21 protein-coding genes are annotated in these 22,068 nt (G+C 71.0%); 9 read left to right on the top strand and 12 right to left on the bottom strand.

Translation table 11 applies throughout. The features are described 5' to 3' along the window. The first annotated feature begins 228 nt into the window (after positions 1-228). Positions 229-1,626: an FAD-binding oxidoreductase gene (locus tag ACIBEI_RS00570; protein WP_398883612.1), complete on the top strand. Its 1,398-nt coding sequence runs from the start codon at positions 229-231 to the stop codon at positions 1,624-1,626. A 101-nt stretch (positions 1,627-1,727) separates the two neighbouring features. On the opposite strand, the gene ACIBEI_RS00565 is transcribed toward ACIBEI_RS00570, so the two are convergent. From ACIBEI_RS00565 to ACIBEI_RS00550, 4 genes are all read right to left on the bottom strand, one after another. Next, complete coding sequence (locus ACIBEI_RS00565; RefSeq protein ID WP_398883610.1) at positions 1,728-2,537, bottom strand: SAM-dependent methyltransferase; 810 nt, start codon at positions 2,535-2,537, stop codon at positions 1,728-1,730. 35 nt (positions 2,538-2,572) lie between these two features. Continuing rightward, entirely contained in the window at positions 2,573-3,088 is a 516-nt protein-coding gene (locus ACIBEI_RS00560; protein ID WP_398883608.1) for a hypothetical protein, read from the bottom strand. Positions 3,089-3,276: 188 nt separating this feature from the next. Continuing rightward, entirely contained in the window at positions 3,277-3,522 is a 246-nt protein-coding gene (locus ACIBEI_RS00555) for a DUF397 domain-containing protein (protein ID WP_269651822.1), read from the bottom strand. Between the two features lie 3 nt (positions 3,523-3,525). After that, complete coding sequence (locus ACIBEI_RS00550; RefSeq protein ID WP_398885023.1) at positions 3,526-4,347, bottom strand: helix-turn-helix domain-containing protein; 822 nt, start codon at positions 4,345-4,347, stop codon at positions 3,526-3,528. A gap of 290 nt (positions 4,348-4,637) precedes the next feature. Between ACIBEI_RS00550 and ACIBEI_RS00545 the strand changes: the two genes are divergently transcribed. Continuing rightward, complete coding sequence (locus tag ACIBEI_RS00545; RefSeq protein WP_398883606.1) at positions 4,638-6,059, top strand: hypothetical protein; 1,422 nt, start codon at positions 4,638-4,640, stop codon at positions 6,057-6,059. A gap of 35 nt (positions 6,060-6,094) precedes the next feature. Here ACIBEI_RS00545 and ACIBEI_RS00540 read toward each other — a convergent pair whose 3' ends face one another. Beyond that, a complete protein-coding gene (locus tag ACIBEI_RS00540; RefSeq protein WP_398885021.1) occupies positions 6,095-6,919 on the bottom strand; it encodes an SDR family NAD(P)-dependent oxidoreductase in 825 nt (274 codons plus the stop codon). A gap of 153 nt (positions 6,920-7,072) precedes the next feature. Here ACIBEI_RS00540 and ACIBEI_RS00535 point away from each other — a divergent pair, with 153 nt between their 5' ends. Then, a complete protein-coding gene (locus ACIBEI_RS00535; RefSeq protein WP_398883604.1) occupies positions 7,073-7,633 on the top strand; it encodes an ATP-binding protein in 561 nt (186 codons plus the stop codon). Then, positions 7,630-8,370: a DUF6624 domain-containing protein gene (locus ACIBEI_RS00530; RefSeq protein ID WP_398883602.1), complete on the top strand. Its 741-nt coding sequence runs from the start codon at positions 7,630-7,632 to the stop codon at positions 8,368-8,370. The genes ACIBEI_RS00535 and ACIBEI_RS00530 overlap by 4 nt, the downstream gene beginning before the upstream one ends. A gap of 32 nt (positions 8,371-8,402) precedes the next feature. On the opposite strand, the gene ACIBEI_RS00525 is transcribed toward ACIBEI_RS00530, so the two are convergent. Both ACIBEI_RS00525 and ACIBEI_RS00520 read right to left on the bottom strand, forming a co-directional pair. Continuing rightward, entirely contained in the window at positions 8,403-8,756 is a 354-nt protein-coding gene (locus ACIBEI_RS00525; protein ID WP_398883600.1) for a hypothetical protein, read from the bottom strand. Between the two features lie 194 nt (positions 8,757-8,950). Further along, positions 8,951-9,829 (bottom strand): PaaX family transcriptional regulator C-terminal domain-containing protein, encoded by an 879-nt coding sequence (locus ACIBEI_RS00520; RefSeq protein WP_398885019.1) that lies wholly within the window; start codon positions 9,827-9,829, stop codon positions 8,951-8,953. 412 nt (positions 9,830-10,241) lie between these two features. Between ACIBEI_RS00520 and ACIBEI_RS00515 the strand changes: the two genes are divergently transcribed. From ACIBEI_RS00515 to ACIBEI_RS00500, 4 genes are read left to right on the top strand one after another with little or no spacing between them, the layout of a single operon-like run. Next, positions 10,242-11,219: an ABC transporter substrate-binding protein gene (locus ACIBEI_RS00515; protein ID WP_398883598.1), complete on the top strand. Its 978-nt coding sequence runs from the start codon at positions 10,242-10,244 to the stop codon at positions 11,217-11,219. Then, the gene (locus tag ACIBEI_RS00510; protein ID WP_398883596.1) at positions 11,216-12,073 is read left to right on the top strand and encodes an ABC transporter permease; all 858 of its coding nucleotides are present in this window, start codon (positions 11,216-11,218) and stop codon (positions 12,071-12,073) included. The genes ACIBEI_RS00515 and ACIBEI_RS00510 overlap by 4 nt, the downstream gene beginning before the upstream one ends. Further along, entirely contained in the window at positions 12,070-12,852 is a 783-nt protein-coding gene (locus ACIBEI_RS00505) for an ABC transporter permease (RefSeq protein WP_398883594.1), read from the top strand. Before ACIBEI_RS00510 ends, ACIBEI_RS00505 begins: the two co-directional genes overlap by 4 nt. Positions 12,853-12,912: 60 nt before the next feature. Continuing rightward, positions 12,913-13,752, top strand: coding sequence for an ABC transporter ATP-binding protein (locus tag ACIBEI_RS00500; protein ID WP_398883592.1), 840 nt, complete (start codon positions 12,913-12,915; stop codon positions 13,750-13,752). A gap of 90 nt (positions 13,753-13,842) precedes the next feature. Here the strand turns inward: ACIBEI_RS00500 and ACIBEI_RS00495 are convergent, their stop codons facing one another. The 5 genes from ACIBEI_RS00495 to ACIBEI_RS00475 all read right to left on the bottom strand — a co-directional run bounded on the left by ACIBEI_RS00495 (position 13,843) and on the right by ACIBEI_RS00475 (position 20,916). After that, positions 13,843-16,860, bottom strand: coding sequence for an AAA family ATPase (locus ACIBEI_RS00495; protein ID WP_398883590.1), 3,018 nt, complete (start codon positions 16,858-16,860; stop codon positions 13,843-13,845). Between the two features lie 69 nt (positions 16,861-16,929). Beyond that, positions 16,930-17,448, bottom strand: coding sequence for an ATP-binding protein (locus ACIBEI_RS00490; protein WP_398883588.1), 519 nt, complete (start codon positions 17,446-17,448; stop codon positions 16,930-16,932). A 2-nt stretch (positions 17,449-17,450) separates the two neighbouring features. Further along, positions 17,451-17,798: a UBP-type zinc finger domain-containing protein gene (locus ACIBEI_RS00485; RefSeq protein WP_398883586.1), complete on the bottom strand. Its 348-nt coding sequence runs from the start codon at positions 17,796-17,798 to the stop codon at positions 17,451-17,453. After that, complete coding sequence (locus ACIBEI_RS00480) at positions 17,795-19,243, bottom strand: ATP-binding protein (protein WP_398883584.1); 1,449 nt, start codon at positions 19,241-19,243, stop codon at positions 17,795-17,797. Before ACIBEI_RS00480 ends, ACIBEI_RS00485 begins: the two co-directional genes overlap by 4 nt. Beyond that, on the bottom strand, positions 19,240-20,916 hold the full coding sequence (locus ACIBEI_RS00475) for an FAD-dependent oxidoreductase (RefSeq protein WP_398883582.1): 1,677 nt from the start codon (positions 20,914-20,916) through the stop codon (positions 19,240-19,242). Before ACIBEI_RS00475 ends, ACIBEI_RS00480 begins: the two co-directional genes overlap by 4 nt. A 195-nt stretch (positions 20,917-21,111) precedes the next feature. On the opposite strand from ACIBEI_RS00475, the gene ACIBEI_RS00470 reads away from it, so the two are divergent. After that, positions 21,112-21,939: a DUF1206 domain-containing protein gene (locus tag ACIBEI_RS00470; protein WP_398883580.1), complete on the top strand. Its 828-nt coding sequence runs from the start codon at positions 21,112-21,114 to the stop codon at positions 21,937-21,939. The last annotated feature ends 129 nt before the right edge of the window (positions 21,940-22,068 follow it).

Genomic DNA, 22,068 nt, shown 5'->3' with positions numbered 1-22,068 from the left:
CACCTTCTCGTCCACGACTCGGTCGGCGGCCTTCGCGTCGCCCTCCAGGTACGTACGGCCCGAGGTGTACACGACGCGGCCGATGCCGGTCAACGCGCGGGTGGATACATCTAGGTAGCCGCCCACGCCGAGCTGAGTGACCGGCACGGATATCTGCGCACGGGCGACGGGACTAGAAACAGGCCCATGAAAGGGGCCCGGAAGCCGGGTCCCGGATCGGGGGAACACATGTCCGTCACACCAGCACAGACGGCCCGGCAGGAACTCACCCAGTTCAAGGGGCAGTTGATCGGGCCGGACGACTCCGGCTACGCCGAGGCCAGTCCCGTCTACAACGCGATGATCGAGAGTCGGCCCGCCCTGGTGGCGCGCTGTACGAGCGCCGAGGACGTCACGCACGCCGTCGGTTTCGCCCGCGCCCACGACCTGCCGCTCGCCGTACGCGGTGGCGGGCACCACGGCGCGGGACTGGGAACCTGCGACGGCGGCGTGGTCGTCGACCTGTCCCCGCTCAAGGACATCGAGGTCGACCCGGAGGCCAGGACGGTCCGTGTCGGCGGCGGCTGCGTCTGGGGCGAAGTGGACCGGGCCACCAACGCGCACGGTCTGGCCACCCCGAGCGGCATCATCTCCACGACCGGCGTCGGGGGCCTCACCCTGGGCGGCGGCCTCGGCCATCTCACCCGCAGGTGCGGGCTGGCCATCGACAACCTTCTGGAGGCCGAGCTCGTCCTGGCCGATGGCCGCCGCGTGCGCGCGAGCGCCGACGAGAACCCCGACCTGTTCTGGGCGATCCGCGGCGGAGGCGGCAACTTCGGCGTCGTCACCTCGTTCCTGTTCCGGCTGCACGAGGTGAGCACGGTCGTCGCGGGTCCCACGTTCTGGCCCGTCGAACAGTGCGCCGAAGTACTCGCCGCCTACCGCGACTTCATCCCGCACGCACCCCGCGAACTCAACGGCTTCTTCCTGATCGGCGCCGTCCCGCCCGCCCCGCCGTTCCCCGAGGAACTCCACGGACGCAAGGCCTGCGGTGTCGTGTGGTGCTACGCCGGAGAGGACACGGACGCGGCGGCCCGCGCCATGGCGCCCCTGCTCGACGCCCTGCCGGAGCCCATGCTGCACGGCCCCGCGCCGATGCCGCACCCCATGATCCAGGGTGCCTTCGACGGCCTCTACCCGCCCGGCGACCAGTGGTACTGGCGCGCCGACTTCGTCAACGAGATCCCCGCCGAGGCGATCGACCTGCACGCCAAGTTCGGCGCCGAACTGCCCACCATGAAGTCGACCATGCACCTGTACCCGATCGACGGCGCCGTCCACGACCACGCCCCGACGGACACCGCCTGGAGCTACCGCGACGCACGCTGGGCCTCCGTCTACGCGGGCGTGGACCCCGACCCGGCCAACGCCGACGACATCAAGCGGTGGACCGTCGACTACTTCGAGGCCCTCCACCCGTACTCGGCGGGCGGCGCCTACGTGAACATGATGATGGACGAGGGCCAGGAGCGCGTACGGGCCAGCTACCGCGACAACTACGCCCGGCTGGCCCGGATCAAGGCCGAGTACGACCCGGGCAACCTGTTCCGGCTCAACCAGAACATCGAGCCGGCCGCACTGCCCTGACCCGCCGGACCGGGATGGCCCTGGCGCCAACGGGGGGCGTCAGGGCCACGGCTCTCACTTCAAGGCTTGCGTTTGAGCGCTCACACCTCAGGACTCCCGCTTCAGGACTTGCGGGCGACGCCCCCGTACACATCCGTCGCCTCCGGAGTGGTGCCCGGCTCGGGGCGCCACAGCGGGCAGGAGACGATGCCGGGCTCCAGCAGTTCCAGACCGTCGTAGTAGACGGAGATCTCCCGCGGGCTGCGCAGTACGTACGGGACGGCGCCGGTGTCGTCGTAACCCTCCTGGGCCCGCTTGAGTTCGGCGTCCGTGTCCGTGCTGTCGTAGTGCACGAAGTAGCTGCCCGACGGCAGGGCGGCCTGCAGACGGCGGACGATCGACTGGGCCTCTTCGTAGTCCTGGATGTGGCCCAGGATGCCCATCAGCATCAGCGCGACGGGCTTGCCGAAGTCAAGGATCTTACCCGCGGCCTCGATGATCCTCTCGGGCTCGTGCAGGTCCGCGTCGATGTAGTCGGTGACGCCCTCGGGGGTGCTGGTGAGCAGCGCCTGGGCATGCCGCAGCACCAGCGGGTCGTTGTCCACGTAGACGATCCGCGACTCGGGCGCCACGCGCTGGGCGACCTGGTGGGTGTTGTCGTACGTGGGCAGGCCCGTGCCGATGTCCAGGAACTGGCGGATGCCCAGCTCACCGGCGACGAACGTCACGGTGCGGATCAGATAGCCGCGGGAGGCGCGGGCCATCGTCTCGATGTTCGGGGCGATCTCGCGGTAGGCGTCGCCCGCCTCCCGGTCGACCTCGTAGTTGTCCTTGCCGCCCATCCAGTAGTTCCAGATGCGGGCCGAATGCGGCACCGTGGTGTCGATCTTGGACAAAGCGTCCTGGTCGGGAGTGGACTGGCCGTCTGCCATGCGAGATCTCCTGCCGTGCGTCACGCGGTCTGCTTCTAACCTACCGTCAACTGCCCTTTGCATCGCCCCAGTTGAAGATCGGGAGCGGATGGCGCACGGATGGGAGGGCCGGGGCCGCCGACGTCCAGAGTGACGACCGGGACGTGCTGGGAGAGGGTGCGGAACACCCGGCGGTAGGCGTCGGCCACCTCGGCGCCCTCGGTGTCCGGGCGGCGTCCGGAGTCCGTCAGATGGAGCAGGGCGCCGTCCCGCTCGGCCACGGACTCGGCGAAGTCGAGTGCCTGGATCCAGGTCACCCGGGAGTGTCCGCGGCGCAGCGGCCCGTAGACGAGTTCGTGGACGATGCCGCCGTCGACAGCCAGGAGGCCGGGGGCGGCGAGGAGTTCGCGGTACGGACGGGTCGGGTCCACGTGGTGCAGCTGGTCCCGCGAGCGCCTGATCATGAATCCGCTGCGGACCAGTTCGGCGAGCAGCCCGCTTCTGACGATGCCGTCGGGGCCCTCGACGACCAGTGTCCGGCACCGGTCGACGGCCTCATGGAGCGTGCGCATACCACTCCCTCCAGGACGACCGGCTTCCCCAGTGTGGCCGGGCGACCCGCACGGCGGGAGTGCGCGTGCGGGTTGTCCGGTTGTGCGGCCGTAGTGGTGGATGGTTGTGCGGGCGTGGTGGTGCCGCCCGGACCGGGCGGGCGAGGGCGTCGGAGCGCGGGCTCGCGACGCGCGGGTTCAGCGGGGCGTCAGGCGACGAGGAAGTCGGCCTGGCCGGACTTCGCGCCCTCCAGGAACGAGATCATCTCTTCCCGGGTGTAGATCAGCGCGGGCCCGTCCGGGTCCTTGGACTGGCGGAACGCGACGCTGCCGTCGGGCAGTCGCTTGGCCTCGACACAGCTGCCGCCGTTGGTGCCGCTCCAGGGCTTGTGCCAGCCCTCGGTGCCCAGATCGATGGCGGGCATTCCGCTGTGGATGGGGTCCATGGAAGTCATGGCTCACAACTCCTTACGCAGTTCAGCCAGGATGGCCCTGGTCCGAGCGACCGGCTCCGCCTGCACGGACATCCGGTCCATTACTTCGAGGTACGTCACGACGTCGGCCGGCTGGTCGACATAGACCGAGCCGACGAGGCTCTCGGTGTAGACGACATCGGGGAGTTCGGAGAAGCCGAAGCGGAAGTGGTGGAAGGGGCCGAACGCGCCCGGATGGGCTCCCACCGAGAACCGCAGTATCTGGATCCGGACCTTCGGCATGTCCAGGACCTGGTTCAGCCGGTCGATCTGGGCCCGCATCACCTCGGCCCCGCCCACCGGGCGGCGCAGCACCGTCTCGTCCAGGACGGCCCAGACGGCGGGTGCCTCGGACTTCGCGAGCAGGTCCTGACGCTTGAGGCGCAGGGCGACGCGGCGGTCGATGTCCTCCTTCGTCTCGTTGGGAAAGCCGATGTGCATGAGCGCGGCCGCGTAGTCGTGTGTCTGCAACAGGCCGGGGACGTAGTGGGGTTCATAGAGACGGATGACGCTGGCTTCGCTCTCCAGGCTCACGTAGGCGCTGAACCAGTCGGGCAGCACGTCGCGGTACGAGTACCACCAGCCGGGCTGGTTGGCCTCCCTGGCCATGGTGAGGAAGTCCTCGATCTCGGACTCCGGGACTCCGTAGGTGTGCAGCAGCTCCCTCACGTAGGGGATACGGAGGCCGACCTCGGCCTTTTCGATCCGGCGGACCGTCAGAGGAGTGACCTCGATGGCCCGCGCGGCGTCCTCGAAGGAGACTCCGGCCTGTTCGCGCAGATGCCGGAGCCGCTTGCCGAGAACCATCCGCAGGACGGTCGGTGCACTGCCGCCCGAGCGGTTGTCGCTCACGTCCTACCTCCCGGAACGGCCATCACAGCGTGCAGTGTGCCACGCGGACGCTGACACAGACAGAGCGATGAGGATCGTTCTGAAATTATCAGAACGCTTGTTGCGGGTTGAGCGTGTCGGCCATCATAGTGATCGAGTGACCTGCCGCACAGTCCGGCGGCGACGGCGCACAACAGCGCATCGCCTTCCCGGACTTGACGCCCCGGCAGGGAGGGCAGACCGCAGCACCGCGATGCGACACCTGGATGGCCACCGTGACCGACGGACAATCGAGGAGCCCGGGCAAGGGTCCCGCCGGGGCCAATAAAGCGCTGGCGGCCGCCCTCAGAGACGCCGGCTGTTCGTACGCCTCGCTCGCCCTGCGGGTCAACGAACTGGGGCGCAGACAGGGCGGTGACTCGAACTACGACAAGGCGTCGGTCACCCGCTGGCTGAACGGCCAGCAACCCCGGGGGAACACCCCCGAGTTGATCGCCGCCGTCCTGTCCGAGCGACTCGGCCATGCCGTCTCGCCGACGGACCTCGGCTTTCTGTCCGACCAGCAACGCCCGGTCGTCGGCAGGGCACTTGTGTACCGCGAAGACCTGGCAGACACCTTGCACACCTTGGCCGAACTGGGTTCCACCGACATCTCCCGCCGCAGCCTCCTCGGCGCGGTCCCCTTCGTCGCGGGCGCCCTGACGAACCCTCAGCGCGAGTGGCTGCTCTGGCTGGTGGAGCAGGCCGGGAACCACGACGTCGTGCGGCTCGCGCCGGTCACCGACGGCGGGCCCGTCGAGCAGGTCCACGCCATGATCAGCATGTTCGACCAGATGGACAACCACTTCGGCGGCGGGGGAGTGCGCACCAGCATCGTGCACTACCTGTGCACCGAGGTCGTGCCCATGCTCCAGCGCCGCGGCGCACCCCCGCACCAGCAGCGCCTGCTGTACGCGGCGGCCGCCCGCCTCGCCGCGATGGCCGGCTGGAGCTCGTACGACGCGGGGGAGTACGGCCTGGCACAGCGCTACATGACCCAGGCGCTGCGGCTCTGCGCCGAGGGCCGTGACCGTGTCCTGGGCGGGCAGATCCTGGCCGGTCTCTCCCACCTCGCCACCAACCTCGGCCGCCCGGACGAGGGCGTGGCGCTGGCGAGGGCCGGCATCGCGACCGCGAAGGACTCCGGCAGCCCGCTCGGCCTGATGCGCCTGTACGCCATGTCGGCGCGCGGACACGCGGCGCGGGGCCGCTCCGGTGAGACGGCCGAGGCGCTGAGGCTCGCGGAACAGCAGCTGGACGCGAGCCGGGGAGCCGCGCAGGAGTCCGTGTGGGTGCGTTTCCTCGACCACCACTATCTGCAGGCCGAGTCCGCCCTGTGCTTCCGCGACCTCGGCCTGGCCGCGCAGGCGGAGCGCACGGCCGGTGAGTCGGTCGACGCCAACGCCGACCGGCGCAGGCGCCAGGCCATCAGCCGTTCCGTACTGGCGACCGCACACCTCCAGCAGAACCGCCTCGACGAGGCGATCGGTACGGCGACCAAGGCGCTCGACACGCTCAGTACGGTGCACAGCGAGCGGTCGATCCAGGCCCTGCGCGACTTCCGCAAGAGGCTGGAGCCCCGCCGCCACGAGCCGCTGGTCCAGGATTTCGAGCGCAGGTCCCGACCGGTGCTGGGGGCGGTGGCATGACGACCGGCCCGGCCGCGATCGGCCCACTCGACGACTTAGTAACCGTCGGGGGAGGGCGCGTTCTGGGCGCGGTCGACGGGCAGATTGGCCCCGGAGATCCCGCTCGACCAGTCCGACAGCAGGAACGCCACCACACGCGCCACCTCGTGCGGCGCGACCGGCTCTCCGCCCGGCAGTTCGGCCGCCGCGAACGCGGCGAAGGCCTCGGGCTCGTCCCTGCGCATCCGGTCCCAGCGCCGGCCCGGGATGAGCATCGACCCCGGCGAGACGGCGTTCACCCGGATCCCGTCCGGGCCGAGTTCACGGGCCAGCGAGGCGGCCAGATGGATCTGCGCGGACTTCGCGGTTCCGTACTGAGCGTTGGGGCCCGGCTTCCAGCCCGAGATCGACGAGATGACCACGACCGAGCCACCGCCCGCCGTACGCAGATGCGGGACGGCGGCCCGTACCAGCCGCGCGGTGTGTCCGATGTTCAGCTCCCAGGTCGCGGCCCATTCCCCGGCGTCCGACTGTTCGAGGCCGCGCCCGCGGGAACCGCCCGCACAGGCCACCACCCCGTCGAGGCCGCCGAAGCGATTCGCCGAGGCGGTGACGAACGCCTCCAGCCGCTTCGGTTCGGTGACATCGAGGGCTCGGGTGAACAACCCGTCGGGCGTCGCGGAGTCGACCGTGCCTCTCAGCGTCTCCAGATCCCGTGCGGTGCGGGCGCACGTCGCGACCCGGGCGCCCTCGGCGGCCAGCAACCGCACGATCTGCTCGCCGAGTCCTCGCGTACCGCCGGTGACGAGCACACGCTTGCCGCTCACACCGGACCAGCCGCGGGCACCCTGCCCGCTGTCGACGGCCCGGCCTTCGCTCACGTTGCTCACGCTTTCGAACATACATGCCACACCACTACGCGCCTGCAACCGGACAACCCCCGTACCCCCTGGTCCGCCACGGCTCCGGCCGGTTGGCTGCACGAGCAGCCACCGAGACCGCCCCCCACCCGTGCTGCACATGAAGGAGGCACGATGACGGCATCCAGGGCGCACCGCCGTCGGCCGTCACCCTCGCTGACGCGCGGCACGGACCATGACTCGCCCACCGGCCGGCCCCGGGTCGGTGAGAGTGGCCGTACCGCCCCGGTCGCGTCCGCGGCTCCGGCCGAGCCCGTCTCCCTGAGCGCGGCCCGTGTCCTACGCATCGTGGTCCCCGCGCAGCCCTCGCGTGCCTCGGGCGTACGCCGCATGGTCGCCGAGCAGTTGTCGTATCTGCGGTTGCCGGCCGAGCGGCTCGACAACGCCGTCCTGGCCACCGACGAACTGTTCGCCAACGCCGTCAGGCACGGCAGTCCCGACGCCGGTGACATGGTCACCGTCAGCGTCGAGTGCACCGACGGCGACGTACGGGTGACGGTCGCCGACCACTCGCCCGACCTGCCGCGCCACCGCACGGCGGACGACGCCGACGAGTCCGGACGCGGGCTCGCCATCGTGGCCGCGCTGGTCGACGACTGGGGCATCGCACCGCCCGACCCCGGCGAGACCGGGAAGCGGGTGTGGTTCTCATTGGAAATCCAGGGGGCGTCATGAGCGGTTCCGGCATGCCGGGCCACGTCGCGCACGACACGGCACGGGAGGGGCGTACGGGGGTCGCCCCCCTTCCGGGTCGCGACGGGCCCACGGAGCCGGCGGGTGCCCCGGACAAACCGGGGCACCCGTGCCGGGACGGGCACGCGGGGCGCGTGCATGACGCGGCGGGGGAGGACGGCGCGGGGCGCGGCCACGACGAGGTGCGCGACGGGATGCAGGAAGTGCGTCCGCTCGTGGTGCCGGCGCTCGCGGCTGCCCTCGCCCGTGAACTGGTCCGCAGGGCGGACGAGGACCAGCGAGTGACACGGGCGGCACACCGCAGTCCCACGCAGACCGCGCGCCGCCGCATCAGCGACTGCCGCAGGAGCAACGCCGAAGCGCTGAAGACCATCGTCAAGCGTCATGCCTGGCCGACTGCGGACCTGGTCGGCGCGCCCGCCTCCACGGCGGCGCTGATGATCCTCCTGCACGCTCCCGACCTCGACTTCCAGCTCACCTGCCGCGACCTGATCGCCCAGGCCACGGCCGACGGACGCTGTCCCGCGCCGCACCACGCGTACATCGCCGACCACTGCGCCGTCGAACTCGGCCAGCCGCAGTTCTACGGCACCCGTGTGGACCCCGCGACCTTCCGTCCGTATCCGGTCCGTCAGCCCCGGACGCTCGACGAGCGCCGCGAGGACGTCGGGCTGTGCCCGCTCGACGAACAGATGCGGGCGCTGCGCCTCGGCGTCTGAGGCCGCGGTTCGGTGCGGAGGTGAAGGCGGCGCTACGGCTCCAGCCGCAGCTGCCATTCCTGCTCCTGGTCGCCGGAGACCATGCCCTCCTCGCGCACGGTGAAGACGGAGGTGAGGGTCTCGTCGGCCCGCCGTACCGCCTCGGGGCTGCCCTGGAGGGTGACAGTCACGGGGGCGGAGAGCGGTGGTGAGGTCGGGGGCGTGATACCGGCGTCGACCGGGACGTCGTTGTCGAACGCGGCCGTGTAGACCGTGGCGCCCCCGTCCCCGGGCATGTCCTCCGCCGCTCCGAAGGCGGATTCGAGGGTGTGGACGACCGCCCGTGCGTCGGCGGCCGTGCCGCCGCTGAGCGTGAGCGTCAGAGCGAGATGCGTGCCAGGCGTCATGACCAGCCACCTTTTCCTGTGCGATGCGCGCCGTCCCGTTCGTGTAACCGGTCCTCCGGTCCGCAAACGGCGGCTCGGCCCTGCGTGGCCATGTCTCCATGACACCGCCATCCACCGGACCTCGCAGCCGCACCGCCGGGGTGTCGTGGGCCGCCGCCGTTTCCCGCTCGGCTAACTGACGGCTTCCCGCCGGGTCAGGACGGTCGCAGCGGGGTGGTCTCCATGAGACGGGCGGCCAGCCGGTTGGCGGGGTCCTCGGTATGTTCCGCGATGCGATGGAAGGTGTCCTGGGCCGACCGGGCCGGCCAGCCGGCGGGCAGGTGCCGGGCGGGCAGCCGCGGGTCCGTGCGGATGATCCGGAGCCATTCGCTGGTCAGGCGCAGCCGGGTCCCGAGAGGGTCCCCGGAGCCGGAGCCGGAGCCGGAGCCGGAGCCGGAGCCGAGCCAGTCGGTCCAGCGTTTGTCGAAGTCGGCGTACAGGGCGCCGACGCCGTCCAGGTCCCAGGTGTCACGGATCATCAGGCCGATGTCGGTGGCGTCGTCGGCCGTGGCGTGGAAGATCTTGACGTGGGCCGCGAGTCCGAGTTCGGAGACGAGCGCCGACACGTCGAAGTCTCCGGGCGCGATCCACAGCCCGCTGTAGAGGGGGCCGAAACCCGACCAGGCCAGCCGGGAGCGCAGATCGTGCCGCTGGCGCTGCCAGGACTCCGGCAGCGAAAAGCCGAGCAGCGTCCAGGTGCCGTCCCAGTCGTCGTTGACGGCGCCGGTGTCCCAGAGCCGCTTCTTGCCGTTCCAGAGGATCTCCGTGGCCTGCGGCGTCAGGCCGAAGTACATCCGGCGGCCCTCCCGCTGACGTCGCAGCAGACCTCGGTTGACCATCCGGGTCAGAGTGGACCGCACCGCCTGCTCCCCGACCCCGGCGCGCGCCAGCACCTCGATGACGCTGCCGGAGTACACGCACAGCGGCCCCTCCTCCAGAACATGGCCGCCGAAGAAGGCGAACATCAGCGACTGGGGGCGCAGCTGCGGTCCGTCGGGGAAGTCCGTGGCCGCCTGCGGAGTCTCGTCGTGCACGTCGGAAAGGGTACGGCCGCTCACCTTGCAACCTCCCTTGTCCGGGGTACTGACAGGGCGAACATAGGTGTGTAGATTGCGGCCGTCAAGAAAGTGCACAACGTCTGGACGGGTCGACTGGTCTCGACGAGGCAGCGGCAGCTACTCCCCGCTCCGCTGCCTCGCCGTCGGAAGTCCGCGTGTCCGACGGCCGTGGCTCCGGGAGTGCCCGGGGCCGAGCCGGACATCGAGCCGGCTCGGCGTCCACTCTCGCTGCGCTCCCGGAGTTCGCGGTTCTCCGCTCGACCAGTTCGATCCGCTCAACCAGTTCGATCCGCTTGACCTGTTCGGCCCGCTGGGCCTGTCCGGTCATGGCGGGCCGATCCGGGCGGAGTGTGCACGCCACCAGAGGTGTTTCCGTCAGGAGGAGCCCATGCAAAGGCGCATTCTCGGGCTAGCCATAGCCGTGGTCACGGTCGCGGGAGCGGCCGGATGCGGGTCCTCGTCCTCTTCGAGCGGCGCTTCGGCGTCCTCCGGCGGAGGCAAGACCACGGAGGTCAAGGTCGGCATCATCCCGATCGTCGATGTGGCACCGCTCTATCTGGGCGACAAGAAGGGCTTCTTCAGCAGCCGGGGCATCAAGCTGAAGATGGAGAGCGCCCAGGGCGGCGCGGCGATCATCCCCGGAGTGGTGAGCGGCCAGTTCCAGTTCGGCTTCAGCAACACCACCTCGCTGATGCTCGCCCAGACCAAGGGCGTCCCCGTGAAGTCGGTGGTGAACGGAGCGGCCTCCAACGGCAAGGTCGGCGCCGACGTCACCGGCGTCGCGGTCAAGAAGGACAGCTCGATCAAGTCGGCCAAGGACCTCGCCGGGCAGACGGTGGCGGTCAACACCCTGCAGAACATCGGGGACACGACGGTCCGCGAGTCGGTCCGCAAGGCCGGCGGCGACCCGTCCAAGGTCAAGTTCGTGGAGATACCGTTCGATCAGATGCCCGCCGCCCTGGACGGCGGGCAGGTGGACGCGGCCTGGATGGGCGAGCCCGCGACGACGATCGCCAAGGCGCAGGGCGCCCGGGTCATCGCCTCGCCCTTCGCCGAGACCGACCCGAAGCTGACCGTGGCCACGTACTTCACCTCGGCCAAGGTGATGCAGGAGAACCCGGATCTCGTGAAGAAGTTCAGCGAGGCGATGGCCGAATCACTGACCTACGCCTCCGAACACCCGGACGAGGCGCGCCAGATCCTCACCACCTACACCAAGATCAGCGGCGATGTGCTCGACAAGCTCATCCTGCCCAGCTGGCCGGCGGAGGTCGACATGGCCTCCCTGGAGAAGCTGGCCGCCCTCGGCGAGGAGGACGGCATCTTCGGCGACAAGAAGCCCGACCTGAACGCGCTGTTCTCATGACCGGCCCCGGTCTCACCCCCGTACTCGCGGAGCCCGCCGGGACCGACTCCGGTCCCGGCGGGCCACCCGCCCGGCGCGGTCCGGTCCCCGTAGCGGTCCTGCGTGGCCTCGCCGGTCTCGCCGGACTGGTCGCGGTGCTCGAAGTGCTGCCGCACACCGGCCTGGTGTCTGCCGACTATCTGCCGCCCGCCTCGGAAACCGTCCGCACCCTGGGGAGCCTGCTCGCCGAACCGACGTTCTGGACCGCGCTCGGCGATACCCTGACCGGATGGGGCCTGGGGCTGGCCGTCGCCGTCGTGGCGGGCGTCGCCGCCGGAGTGGTCATCGGCTCCGTACCCGTACTGCGCGCGGTGACCGCCTCCACCATCGAGTTCCTGCGCCCCATCCCGTCCGTGGCCCTGATCCCCGTCGCGGTCCTGCTCTACGGCACCGACCTCAGGTCGAAACTGCTGCTCGTGGTGTACGCCTCCTTCTGGCAGGTGATCGTCCAGGTCCTGGCCGGTATGCAGGACGTCGACCCGGTCGCCGAGGACACCGCCCGCAGCTATCTGCTCGGCACCTGGGGCCGGGTCCGCCACGTCCTGTGGCCGACCGCGCTGCCGTACGTGATGACGGGCGTACGGCTGGCCGCCACCGTGGCGCTCATCCTCACCATCACCGCCGAACTCGTCATCGGCGCCCCCGGTCTCGGCCACGAGATCGCCGTCGCGCAGGTGTCCGGAGCCGTACCGGAGGTCTACGCCCTCGTCCTGGTCACCGGCCTGCTCGGCGTCGCCGTCAACCTGGCGGCACGGGCGGTCGAACGACGCGCACTGCACTGGCACCAGTCCGTACGCAGGGAGGTGACCGCATGACCGCCCTCTCCGTCCTGCGACGCGGGCTGCTCGTCCTGGGCCTGCCCGCCGTCCTCTTCGCCGTGTGGTGGTTCGCCACCGCCGGCAGCGCCGACTTCTACTTCCCGCCCCTGGCCACCATCCTGGACAGCTTCGGGAAGGTCTGGACGGGGGAACGGCTGCTGTCGGACGTCGTCCCCAGCCTGCTGCGCCTCGCGGCCGGATACCTCCTCGCCGTGGTCGTCGGAGTGGGGCTCGGCCTGGTCGTCGGCACCCGGCGGGCCGTACGGGACGTCCTGGAGCCGGTCCTCGAACTCTTCCGGGCCATCCCGCCGCCCGTGCTCATCCCGGTGATCATGCTGTTCGCGGGCATCGGCGACACCATGAAGGTGCTCGTCATCGTCAGCGGCTGCATGTGGCCGATTCTGCTCAACACCGTCGAAGGCGTCCGCGCGGTCGACGAGGTGCTCGGCGACACCTGCCGCTCCTACGGCATCACCGGCGTCGCGCGCCTGCGGCATCTGGTGCTGCGCGCGGCGAGCCCCCAGATCGTCACGGGCATGCGCCAGGCCCTGTCGATCGGGATCATCCTCATGGTCATCAGCGAGATGTTCGCCGCCAGCAACGGCCTGGGCTTCACCATCGTGCAGTTCCAGCGCTCCTTCGCCATCCCCGAGATGTGGAGCGGTGTCCTGCTGCTCGGCATCCTCGGCTTCCTCCTGTCCCTGCTCTTCCGGTTCGCCGAGAACCGGGCCCTGGCCTGGTACCACGGTCTGCGCCGCGCGCAGCGCAATCCCTGACGCACCCCCGACGCAACGCCTGACGCAATCCCTGAAGCACCGCCTGACAAGGAGACGTCGATGCTCGACGTACAGGACCTGCAGAAGATCTACACCGGTCGGCACCGCAACGTCGAGGCGCTGCGCAACCTCACCTTCCACATAGCCGAGGGCGAACTGGTGTGCCTGGTCGGCCCGTCGGGCTGCGGTAAGACCACCCTGCTGAAGTGCATGGCGGGCCTGCTCGCCCCCACCCGCGGCGAGGTGCGTCTCGACGGCCGTCCGGTCGCCGGACCACCGCCCGGCATGGCGGTGGTTTTCCAGGAGTACGGCCGCTCCCTGTTCGCCTGGATGAACGTGCGCGACAACGTCGCCCTGCCCCTGCGCCGCAAGAAGCTCGGCAAGGCGCGCGAACGGGAGTTGGTGGACCACGCCCTGGAGGTGGTCGGCCTGGCCGACGCCCACGAGGCGTACCCCTGGCAGCTCTCGGGAGGCATGCAGCAGCGCGTCGCCATCGCCCGCGCGGTGGCGTACGAGCCGAAGGTGCTGCTGATGGACGAGCCCTTCGCGGCGGTCGACGCGCAGACCCGCGCCGAACTGGAGGACCTCATCCGGAAGTTGTGGCACGAACTCGGCGTCACCGTCCTGTTCGTCACCCACGACATCGACGAGGCGGTCTACTTGGGGCAGCGCACCCTGATCCTCTCCAAGTCCCCGACCGTCGTGCAGGAGGACCTCACCATCGACCTCCCCGACGAGCGCGACCAGTTGCACACCCGCTCCAGCCCTCGGTTCGCCGAACTGCGCGCCCACGTGTACGAACAGATCCAGCGGGCCAAGCACCACAGCGGGGACATGGCCCCGGACCCGCTGGTCGAGGACCGGGTCGTCGAGCCGGTCCTCCAGAAGACCGAGTCCTGAGCGCCGGTCGGCGGGCGGCGCGCGAGGCGCCGCCCCCGCGGCAGACGGCCGCTCTCCGGCGCCGACGCCTCGCCGACGCCTCTTCGGCGATCACCCGGAAGCGGACGGCTCCGGCTCGACCAACCCCTCGCGGTAGGCGATCGCCACGGCCTCCGTGCGGCTGGCGGCGCCCAGCTTGGCGAGGATGTTGGAGACGTGCACGCTCGCCGTCTTCCCGCTGATGAAGAGTTCCTCGCCGATCTGGCGGTTGGTGCGGCCGCGGGAGAGGAGGAGCAGGACGTCGTTCTCGCGTGCCGTCAGCAGCGGTACCCGGTCAGTCGTGGACGGCGTCTCCGCGAGACGGCCCCGGCGGATCAGCCGCTCGACCTCGTCGAGCAGTGGAACGGCGCCGAGCCGGACGGCCGTGTCGCGTGCGGTACGCGCGTGCGCGGCGGCATCGTCACGCCGCTCCGCCACCAACAGGGCCTCTGCCAGGCGCAGTTGGCAGCGTGCCTGCTCATAGACGTCCCCGTAGCCGAACGCTGCGACGGCCTTCTCCCAGGCACCGACGCTCAGTTCGACGCCCGGTCCGCCGTCCGGCCGGGCACAGGCCCGCGCCCACTCCGCCTCGGCGCGCGCCAGCCACGCCAGCCCTTCCGGTCCCTGCGGAGTGTCGTCCTCGCCCTTGTTCGCCGTGATCCGGGCCAGCTCCACCAGCTCCGTCCCGGTATCCGTCCAGCGGTCGACCCCCTCCTCGTCGCCGGTCCGTCGGGACTCCACGACCGCGTCCCCGATGGCGGCGAGGGCGAGGGCCGCGAGCCGTACGGCCACATGGGGCGTGGTGCCGGCGTCGTCGATGAGAGCGGCAAGCGTCGTACGGAACTGGTCGAGGGCTTCCTCCGCGTCGTGCCGCAGCACCGCGGCGTCCGTCAGGAGGAGGCCCGCGACGAGCGTGGCCATCCAGTCGAACGGCCCGTCGAGCAGGGCCCGGGCCCGCTCGACGGCATGCTGGTCACCGCGCGCCAGGGTCACGGACAGGGCGGGCCCGATCGCGTACCTGCCCGCCGTCGGCAGCCCGTCGAGCTCGGTCTCCGCGGCTCGGAGGCACTCGTCCCACTGGCCCAGGGTGTAGAGCATCAGGGAGCGCAGATAGCGCATCTCCACCGGGTACGGAGACGAGAGGAGCCCGGCGCGACCCGCGCGCTCCAGCCCCTCGGTGAGCCAGGTCAGGCATTCGTCCAGGTCACCGGACTCGTGCGAGCCGATGGAGAGGTTGAAGAGCGCGCGCATCTCGACGGAGGCGTTGCCTGCGCGGCGGGCCAGCTCACGCGCGTCCCGCAGCCGGGCCCGCCCCTCGGAGGTGCGTCGGCTGCCCCCTTCGAGGCTGACCAGGGAGATCAGCAGATCGGCCTGCGCGTCGGACACGTCGAGTTCCTCGGCGATGCGCAGCGCCTTGCGGGCCACGCGGTGGGCGGCCTCGTCCTCGCCCATGTACGTCGCCGCCATGACGTGCGTGGCCGCGGCCCACACCCAGGTGCGCGACGGAGGATCGGCGGGGATCATCGCGAGCGCTTCGTTGCTGTACGTGAACGCGGCCGCGAGGTTGTCGATGCGCATGAGGTTGCCCGCGAGCGTGTAGCGGACACGGGCGGCCAGTTCGGAGTCCTCGTCGTCGCCGACCCTCGCGAGCGCGGACCGCGTCAGCGAGACGGCCCGGTGGGTCTCACCGGCGTGCGCGGCGGCAGCGGAGGCCCGCAGCGTCAGAGTGACCGTGTCGAAGCCGTCGGGCCGTGCGGCCGCGGGCACCGCCGACCACAGGTCGAGCGCGGCCTCCAGGTGCCGCAGCTCCTCGGCGGGTGCCCGGACGCGGCCCGCGTGGTCGGCGGCCTCCAGCGACGCGGCCAGCGCGTCGGCCAGGTCGTGGCTCTCGCGGGAGTGGTGGGCGCGCTCCGCCGCGCTCTCGGCCCGGTGGCCGCGTCCGGCCAGCACCCCGGCGAACGCCCGGTGCAGGCGCACCCGTTCACCCGGCAGCAGATCGGCGTAGACGGCCTCACGGATCAGGGCGTGGCGGAAGGAGTACGTGTCGTCGTCACCGGGGACGAGGAGTTGCCGCCCGACGGCCTCGCGCAGGGCCGACTCCAGCTCCTCCTCGGGCAGTTGGACGGTGTCGCGCAGCAGATCGTGCTCGACGCGGCGCCCCGCGACGGCTGCCGTGCGCAGCACCTGCTGGGCGGTCGCCGCGAGTTGCTCGAAGCGGATGAGGAGCACGTCGGCCAGCCCGCTCGGCACGGCGGACGCCGCCCCGGGCATGGTCTCGGAGGTGGCGGCGAGCAACTCCTCCGCGTAGAACGCGTTGCCCTCGGCGCGCTCGACGATACGGCGGACCGTGGCATCGGGCAGCGGGGCGACCTGCTGGGCACGGACGAGACGCGCCACCTCCCCGTCGGGCATCGGCCGGAGTTCGAGCCGTTCGACGACGGGCAGCCGGACCAGCTCGGCGAGCAGGGGGCGCAGCGGGTGTCTGCGGTGCAGATCGTCGGCGCGGTACGAGGCGAACACCGCGAGTCGCTGGCCGGGCGCACCACCCGCGACAGCGTCTCCGCCCCTTGAGCGGACCCGGGACTGCAGGATCCCCCGGCTGAGCAGGAAGCGCAGCAGGTCGCGGGAAGACTGATCCGCCCAGTGCAGGTCCTCCAGGACAAGCAGCAGCGGGGCGGTCTCGGCGAGATCGGTCAGCAGACTCGCCATGCCCTCGAACAACTGCAGCCGTCCGCCCGCGTCCCCCGCGCCACCGCCGCCGTCGCCGAGCAGCCGGTCCACCACGGGATGCGAGGCCAGGGCGGCGGAGAACCGCTCGTCGTCGGCGAGCACACCCACGATCTCGGTGAACGGCAGATAGGGCAGACCCACGTCACCGAGATCCACACAGTGCCCCGTGACGACGGTCGTGCCGGCCTCGGCAGCATGCCCCGCGGCCTCGGCGAGCAGCCGGGTCTTGCCGACTCCCGCGTCCCCCGCGACGAGCACGGCACGCGCCTCACCGGCCCGGGCCCGGTCCAGGACTCGGGTCAGGCGGGCGAGTTCGTCCTCGCGGCCGATGAACGGCGTGGTGAAAGAGGTGGTCGGCACGCATCCATCCTGGCACGCACCACCGACACAGCCACGGACACAGCTACCGACAGTGGCCCCGGGCCGCCCTCACGGTCGCGTCGGCAGCCTCAGCGACTCCGTCAGGTGGTGCCGGGTGTGGTCGAAGGACTCCTGTGCGTCGAGTGTCCCCGCGTCCACGGTGAGTACCTGCCACGGGGTCCCTGCCAGCAGCCGACGGGCCAGATCCGCCTCGGAACGAAGATGAGCGGCGGCGGACGGGAGATCGTGGACCGAACTGGTGCCGGGAGAGCCGGCGAGCTTCCCGACGTACCAGTCCTCCCAGCCGGATCCCTCGCGCTCCACGGCCCGTCGCAGCGCGGTCGCCGGGTCGTCGTGGACGTACACCACCGTGACGTCGGCGGGTTCCACGGCCCGGGTCAGGTCCTTCATGACCTGGACGAGGGTGCTCTCGAACTCCTCGGCAACGGGCCGGAAGGCGGGCCGGGCGAGGACGTCGGCCTCCTCGAAGTGGTCGACCGAGGCGCCGAGTCCGGCCAGCCAGTCGGCCAGAGCCCGGCACAGAGTGGACTTGCCGACCCCGGGGCTGCTCCCGATGACGGAGATCAACTTCAGCGCAGGGTCTCCGCCCAGTTCGCCGGAACCCGTCCCGCGGGCCCGGGCGAGGGCTGGTCCGCCGGGTGGGCGAGCGGCGGAGCCAGCTCCGGACCGGACTCGTACAGCTCGGACGTCTCGAAGTTCCAGAACCAGGCCTCGCCCGGCTCGAAACTGCGGATGAGCGGATGGCCCGTGGTCCGGTGATGGGCGGTGGCGTGCTTGCCGGGGGAGTCGTCGCAGCAGCCCACATGACCGCACTGGGCGCAGCGCCGCAGATGGAACCACCAGCCGTCCACCTCGTCGCATTCGGCGCAGCCCGCACCGCTCGGCGGAACGCCGGGATCGATTCCGTCCGTGGTCATGAGGCCTCCTGAGGGGCGTCGGATTCGGCGGCGGTGAGCGGGAGGAAGACCTGGAAACGTGTGTCGCCGGGCTCGGAGTGGACCTCCAGATGCCCGTGGTGCTTGTTCACGACGATGCGCCAGGAGATGTCGAGCCCCAGTCCGGTGCCCTCGCCGACCGGCTTCGTCGTGAAGAACGGGTCGAAGATCCTGCCGCGGATCTCCTCCGGCACTCCCGGCCCGGTGTCACGGAACTCGACGAGCAGCTGCTCCCGTTCGAGCGCCGTGCGTACGGTCAGCACGCCCTCGCCGCCCATCGCGGAGGCCGCGTTGTCGATGAGGTTCGTCCACACCTGGTTCAACTCGCCCGGATAGGCGGGGATCCTGGGCAGCGTACGGTCGTACTCCTTGACGATCCTGATGCCGGAGCCGATCTTCCCGGCGAGCATCATCAGCGTGCTGTCCAGCAGTTCGTGCACATCGGCGACCTGGTAGGGCGCCCGATCGAGCTGGGAGTACTGCTTGGCCGCGTTCACGAGATTCGAGACCCGGGTCGTGGAGTCCTCGATCTCGTTCATCAACAACTCGGTCTCCACCGTGTAGTTGAGCCACCTGATCGCGCCTTCGAGCGTCCCCTCGTCCACGGCCGTCGCGACCTGGTCCAGCCAGTCGGTGTCGAGGCCCGCCTGGACGAACGTCGGCGCGAGCTGCCAGCCGCCCGCGATGTCGTGGTCGTCGAACCAGTCGGCGAGCGCGTCCTCCCGGTCGGAGGCTTCGAGCGGACTCAAGGGCGTGGCCTTGGCGACCTGTTCGGCGGTGCGCTCCTGGATCTCGACGAGCGTCTCCAGGGCGGCGCGCGCGTACGGGCCTGCCGCGATCATGCCGAGTTTGTGCCGCATCCCGGCCACCCGGTCCCGGAGCGCGGACGTGGCCCGTACGGCCGCCGCGGCCGGGTTGTTGAGCTCGTGGGTCAGCCCGGCGGACAGCGAGCCGAGCGCCAGCAGCCGCTCGCGCTGCCCGATGGTCCGCTGGGTGTTCTGGCTGCCGAAGAACAGCCCTTCCAGCAGATGCACGGCCATCGGGAACCACTCCCGCAGGACCGCGGCGAACGTCTCGGCGGGCAGGATGAAGAACCGCGACGGCTCGGTGACCCGCAGGGAGCCCTTGTAGCGAGCGTCGTCCGGCACGGCCAGATAGGCCTGCATGGCCCCCGCGTACACACCGCGCTGGGAGGTGCGGCTGATCTCGACGTCGTCGCCGCCGACCCGCCGCGACATCACGAGCGTGCCTTCGAGGAGGACGAAGAAGCACGTGGCCGGCTCGCCCTCCTCGTACACATAGCCGGGCTCGAACTTCTCGACGCGGCCCTCGCTGCACAGCCGCCCGAGTTGTTCCGAGTCCAGCTTCTCGAACAGGAACAGCGTGCTGAGTTCCGCCGCGTCGCACGGCATCGGCTGCCCGCTCACGACTGCTCCAGATACCGGTGGACGAGCATCACGGCCATGGCTCCCTCTCCGACGGCGGAGGCGACACGCTTGGCGGACTCGGCCCGGGCGTCACCCGCCACGAACACCCCGGGCACATTGGTCTCCAGGTGGTACGGCGCCCGGTCCAACTCCCAGTCGGGCGGCGGCTGTCCGCCGACGGCCAGGTCGGGTCCGGCGACGATGAACCCGCGTTCGTCCCTGAGCACCGTGCCGTCCAGCCAGTCGGTCAGCGGCGCCGCGCCGATGAACACGAACATCCACTGGGCGTCGACGAGTTCGGTGTGCCCGCTCTCGAGGTCGCGCAGCGTCAGCTGCTCCAGGTGGTCGGAGCCGTGCGCCGCCTCGACGACCGTCCCCGTACGCACGGAGATGTTGGGCGCGTCCGTGATCTGCCCGATCAGGTAGTGCGACATCGACGAGGACAGGGAGGAACCGCGCACCAGCAGGGTGACCGACTTCGCGCCCCTGGACAGGTACATCGCGGCCTGCCCGGCGGAGTTCGCGCCGCCCACGATGTACACGTCGTGTCCCTGGCAGGAGGCCGCCTCGGTCAACGCCGATCCGTAGTACACGCCGCACCCGGTCAGGTCCTCCGTGCCCGGCGCCTGCAACTGCCGGTACGACACGCCGGTCGCCAGGATCACGCAGTGCGCGGCGATCGCGGAACCGTCCGAGAACCGCACGGTCCGCGAGGAGCCGTTGACCTCCAGACCGGTCACCTCCCGCGCGGTGAGGATCTCGGCGCCGAACTTCGACGCCTGACGCCGCGCCCGGTCGGTGAGCTGCGCCCCGGACACACCGTCCGGGAAGCCCAGGTAGTTCTCGATCCGTGAGCTCTGGCCGGCCTGTCCGCCGGTCGCGGAGCGCTCCACGAGCACGGTCCGCAGCCCTTCCGAGGCCCCGTACACGGCGGAGCCCAGTCCGGCGGGTCCGCCGCCGATGACGACGAGGTCGTAGAAGTCCGCCGCCGGGGTCGTGGCCAGCCCCACCTGGGCGGCCAGCGCCGGGTCGTCGGGCTCGACCAGCACGGCCCCGTCCGCGGTGATCACGAGCGGCAGCCGCTCCCCGTCCTGATCCGCGCAGGCCAGCAGCCGCTTGCCCTCCGGCTCGTCCGAGGAGTACCAGCGGTAGGGCACCTGGTTGCGGGCCAGGAACTCCCGTACGTCCGAAGAGCGCGCCGACCAGCGGTGCCCGACGACCTTCGTGATCGGCACCGCCCGGTGGTCGGAGGTCCGCCAGGCGTCCAGGAGGTCGTCCAGGACGGGATAGAGCTTCTCCTCGGGCGGGTCCCAGGGCTTGAGCAGATAGTGGTCGAGGTCGACGACGTTGATCGCGTCGATGGCCGCGTTCGTGTCCGCGTAGGCCGTCAGCAGCACCCGCCGCGCGTCCGGGTACACATCCAGGGCCTGCTCCAGGAACTCGATGCCGTTCATCTGGGGCATCCGGTAGTCCGCCAGGATCACCGCGACGAGATCACCGCGCAGCTTCAGCTCCCGCAGGGCGTCGAGGGCGCTCTCGCCGGACTCGGCGCGCACGATCCGGTACGCCTCGCCGTAGCGTCGTCGCAGGTCACGGGCCACGGCACGGGAGACTCCAGGGTCGTCGTCCACGGTCAGGATGACGGTCCGTGCTGCGTCCGTGCCTTGTGCCATTCGTCTCCCACCCCGAGCGGTCGGCGTCCCGGAGCGGCCTGTCTGCGGTACCGCCCCCGGTGCATGCCCATCGTATGTTCGATCGTCCTGCTTCGCTCCGAAACCGGGAGGTACCGCACGGTCGGCGCCCGCCCTGGTGTCGTACAGCCGGGTGTCGTACGGCCGGGCAGGGGCACTCGGAGTCGGGAGGCATTGATGAACGCAGGTACGTTGACGCGAGGCGGCCGGGCGGGGAAGCGAAAGGCTGCCCCCGCGATCGAGGGCGCGGCCCGGGCAGGTTTCACCGCACGCGGTGTCATCTACCTGCTGGTGGGCCTGCTGGCGCTGCAGATCGCCTTCGGCGGCAGCGGGAAACAGGCGGACCAGGGCGGCGCGCTCCAGGAAGTCGCCGAGAAGCCCTTCGGCGAGGTCGTGCTCTGGGCGCTGGGCATCGGGCTGGTGGGGATGGCGCTGTGGCGGCTGTCCGAGGCGGTCTTCGGCGCGGCGGGCCCCGACGGCCGCAAGGCGAAGAAGCGGCTGGCGTCGGCGGCACGAGCCGTGTTCTACGGCTTCGTCGCCTACACCGTGCTCTCCTTCGCCGCCGGTTCCGGAGGAAGCGGATCGAGCGACGGGAAGTCCAAGGACGCGACGGCCAGGGCCATGGATCTGCCCGCCGGGCAGTGGCTCGTGGCCGCGGCGGGCGTGGGCGTCCTCTGCGCGGGTGTGTGGATGGTGGTGCAGGCCGCGCGCCGGAGGTACCACAAGCACATGAGGCTCGGTGAGATGTCGCACCGGGTGCGCCGGACGGTCGACGTGACGGGCGTCGGCGGTGGTGTGGCCCGCGGTCTGGTGTTCGCCGTCGCTGGAGGCTTCGCGCTCCGGGCCGCCGTGGAGTACGAACCGGACAAGGCCAAGGGCATGGACGACACCCTGCGCTCGTTCACCGAGACCCCGGTGGGGCCGTGGCTGCTGGTGCTCATCGCCGTCGGCCTGATGCTCTTCGGGCTGTTCTCGTTTGCCATGGCCAGGTACCGCAAGGTCTGACGGGCGTCCGCGCGGGGGGGGGGGGGGGGGGGGGGGGGGGGGCGGGGGGCGCCCGCCGCCCGGCCCGCGGGCCGGCGGGCGGGGGGGGGGGGCCGCCCGGGGCGGCGGGGGGGGGGGGGGGGGGGAGCG

The organism is Streptomyces sp. NPDC050988 (genome assembly GCF_044456225.1).
Taxonomy (GTDB): Bacteria; Actinomycetota; Actinomycetes; order Streptomycetales; family Streptomycetaceae; genus Streptomyces.
Note: the sequence above shows the minus strand (reverse complement) of the source record. Positions and strands in the feature narration are given on the sequence as shown.